Raw genomic sequence first — 3,186 nt, 5'->3', positions numbered from 1 at the left:
TCTCAGCACGTCCACGCTCACCAGCCGGGCATAACGCTACAGATTCACTCGATCACAGTACGACATCACGGGCATAGGCTCACAGACCGCCCTCTGAGACTCAGCAGCGTTTGTTAGTCAGCCCCGACAGCGCGTCTTGCTGACGTGAGGCGATGTCGTCGAGATTTGGCAGCGCTCAAGGACTTGCAGTGAGACCATCAGGGTGCTTCTCGCGGTGAGGGGGCACCCGTGCCACCGATGTCCAAGATCGAGTTGTACGCGGCGATCCGCCGTGATGCCCGGGCAGGCATGGCCAGCAGGGCTCTGCAGCACAAATACGGCGTGGGCTTTCGGACGGTCCAAAGAGCCCTCACCTCGGCGTGGCCCGAGCCGCGTAAGAAGCTGCCGCCCCGCAAGACGAAGCTGGACTCCTACAAGCCGTTGATCGATCAGATGCTGCGGGCCGACCTGGACGCCCCACGCAAACAGCGCCACACCGTCAAACGGATCTTCGATCGGCTGGTCGATGAGCACGATGCGGGCGCGGTGTCGTATCAGATGGTGCGCGCCTACGTTGCTCAGCGGCGGCCGGAGATCCGGATCGAGGCTGGCCGTGGGCCGAGCAATGCCTTCGTTCCGCAGTCGCATCTGCCTGGAGTCGAGGCGGAGGTCGACTTCGGAGACGTGACCGTCCGGCTGGCCGGTGAGCAGGTCAAGTGCTGTCTGTTCGCCTTCCGGCTGTCGTATTCGGGTAAGGCCGTGCACCGCATCTTTGCCTCCGGTGGTCAGGAGGCGTTCTTCGAAGGACACGTCCACGCCTTCAGAGTGCTGGGCGGGGTGCCAAGCGGCAAGGTCCGCTACGACAATCTCAAGGCCGCAGTCGCCCAAGTGCTGGGGTTTTCCCGAGCGCGGGTGGAGACCAAGCGGTGGACGGCGTTTCGCTCCCACTACGGGCTGGAGGCCTTCTACTGCCAGCCGGGCAAGGACGGCGCCCATGAGAAAGGCGGGGTGGAGGGCGACATCGGCTGGTTTCGCCGCAACCACCTCGTCCCTGTCCCCGAGGTCGATTCCCTGGCGGAGCTGAACGCGATGATCGAGCTTTGGGATGAACAAGATGAGGCCCGCCGAATCGGGAGCCGACCGCGGACGGTAGGCGAGCATTTCGCCATCGAGCGGCCGTTGCTCAAGCCGGTGCCCGACGAGCCGTTCGAGACCGGCCTGCTGCTGTCGGCGCGGGTGGACCGCTACAGCCAGATCAGCGTGCGCACCAACCGCTACTCGGTGCCGGCGCGGTTGATCGGCCGCAAGGTCCGGGTAATGCTGCACGCCTCTGAGCTGGTGGTCTACGACGGACAGGAGGAGGTTGCCCGGCACGAGCGGCTGATGGCCAAGGCATCCTGCCGCCTAGAGCTGGATCATTACCTGGAGGTGCTGGTCCGCAAGCCCGGCGCGCTGCCCGGGGCGACCGCGCTGGAGCAGGCGCGCGCGGCGGGCAAGTTCACCCCCGTGCACGACAGTTGGTGGGCGGCGGCCTGCAAAGCCCACGGCGACAAAGACGGCACCCGGGCGTTGATCGAGGTGCTGCTGCTGGGCCGGCACATGGCGCACGAGCACCTCGTCGCCGGTCTGGCCTCAGCGCTGCGCGTTGGCGCGCTGAGCGCTGACGCCGTCGCCCTGGAAGCCCGTAAAGCAGCAGAAGCCGACGAGCTTGCTTCTACCGAGTCCTGCGACCAGCCGCAGGAAAAGGCGTTGCCGGAGGGCGCGACGGTGACGTTCTTGACCGAACGGCGGCTGGCGCAGCTGCCGCCCGACACTCGGCCGCTGCCCTCGGTGGCGGTCTATGACCAGCTACTGCGACGCACCCGCTCTGGCGCCGGGCGTCTCGAATACGAGGGAGAGATGCCGTGACCGTTCAACGTCACCGCGGGCTGACCGAGCAAGCTGCCACCGCCGCCGTCGATTCCGCCTGCCGCATGCTGCGCCTGCCCACCATCCGCACCCAGTTTCCCGAACTCGCCGACGCCGCTGCCCGCGAGCAGATGTCCTATCTCGGGTTCCTGGCAGAACTGCTGATGGCCGAGTGCGACGACCGTGCCCGCCGTCGCTCCGAGCGCCGGATCAAAGCCGCCGCTTTTCCCCGAGACAAGTCATTGCGAGCCTTCGACTTCGACGCCAACCCTAATATCGACCCGGCCGTGATCCACACCCTGGCCACCTGCGAGTGGGTGAAGAAAAGCCAGCCGCTGTGCTTGATCGGCGACTCGGGCACCGGCAAGTCCCACCTGCTGATCGCGCTGGGCACCGAAGCCGCGATGAAGGGGTTCCGGGTCCGCTATGTCCTGGCCACCAAGCTGGTCAACGAGTTGGTCGAAGCCGCCGATGACAAGCAGCTGACCAAGACCATTGCCCGCTACGGCCGTGTCGATCTCCTTTGCATTGACGAACTGGGCTACATGGAACTTGACCGGCGCGGCGCTGAGCTGCTGTTTCAGGTTCTGACCGAGCGAGAGGAGAAAAACAGCGTCGCCATCGCCTCCAACGACAGCTTCGGCGGTTGGACCAAGACCTTCACCGACCCCCGCCTCTGCGCGGCCATCGTCGACCGGCTCACCTTCGGCGGCAACATCATCGAGACCGGCACCGACTCCTATCGGCTGGCCCAGACCCGCGCCCGCGCTGAGCAACACGTCGCGGGCTGACGACCAGCACGGGGCATTCCCGGCCAGGCCGTGTCCGGGGCGATCATACGAGTCGTCGACAAGCCCTAGTATGAGACGGTTCTAGATCCCACGAGGAGGTTGATCATGTCGTTCCCACCGCCCGGCATGGTTCTCGGCGACGCCTCGGCGCGCACTTCCTCGCGGGAGGCCGCCACAGGCTGATCTGCCGGGACGAAGTGCTCTTCATGACCATCACTGGTTCAATCATGAGGAGCCTGAGTGCTCGAGATCTGCTGGACCGAAGACGGCGAAGCCCGGTCCGCCCGCTGGCGTTCCGAAAACGGCTCGCCGCCACCTGCCCGCGTGGTGATCGCTGATGACCGCTTCACCGCCGACGCCGCCTACCGCCTGACCTGTGAGGGCAGCGCGCTGTTGTGGCGCGGCGACTTCCACCTGCGTTCCGCAGCTAATCCATGATCCACGGCGCGTTCGGGCCTGAAACCGCAGGTCGGCGCGTTACGGCCTAGTGGAAACGACGAAAAGCCCT

Annotated in this window: 2 protein-coding genes and 1 pseudogene; all 3 read left to right on the top strand. The window is 65.8% G+C overall.

Annotated features, from left to right (window positions below; translation table 11 throughout):
* Window positions 1-237 precede the first annotated feature (237 nt).
* A pseudogene (gene istA / locus AB0J42_RS37455) lies at window positions 238-1,876 on the top strand (IS21 family transposase); the annotation flags it as partial.
* 7 nt (window positions 1,877-1,883) lie between these two features.
* Window positions 1,884-2,678: an IS21-like element helper ATPase IstB gene (gene istB, locus AB0J42_RS37450; RefSeq protein ID WP_364303302.1), complete on the top strand. Its 795-nt coding sequence runs from the start codon at window positions 1,884-1,886 to the stop codon at window positions 2,676-2,678.
* 240 nt (window positions 2,679-2,918) lie between these two features.
* Window positions 2,919-3,116 carry a hypothetical protein gene (locus AB0J42_RS37445; RefSeq protein ID WP_364303300.1) on the top strand — a complete coding sequence of 66 codons (198 nt, stop codon included), beginning with the start codon at window positions 2,919-2,921 and terminating at the stop codon, window positions 3,114-3,116.
* Window positions 3,117-3,186: the final 70 nt, after the last annotated feature.

The sequence above is a fragment of the Nonomuraea sp. NPDC049649 genome, from assembly GCF_040675175.1.
In the GTDB taxonomy this organism is placed as follows: Bacteria; Actinomycetota; Actinomycetes; order Streptosporangiales; family Streptosporangiaceae; genus Nonomuraea.
This window is presented reverse-complemented; position numbering and strand designations above follow the sequence as displayed.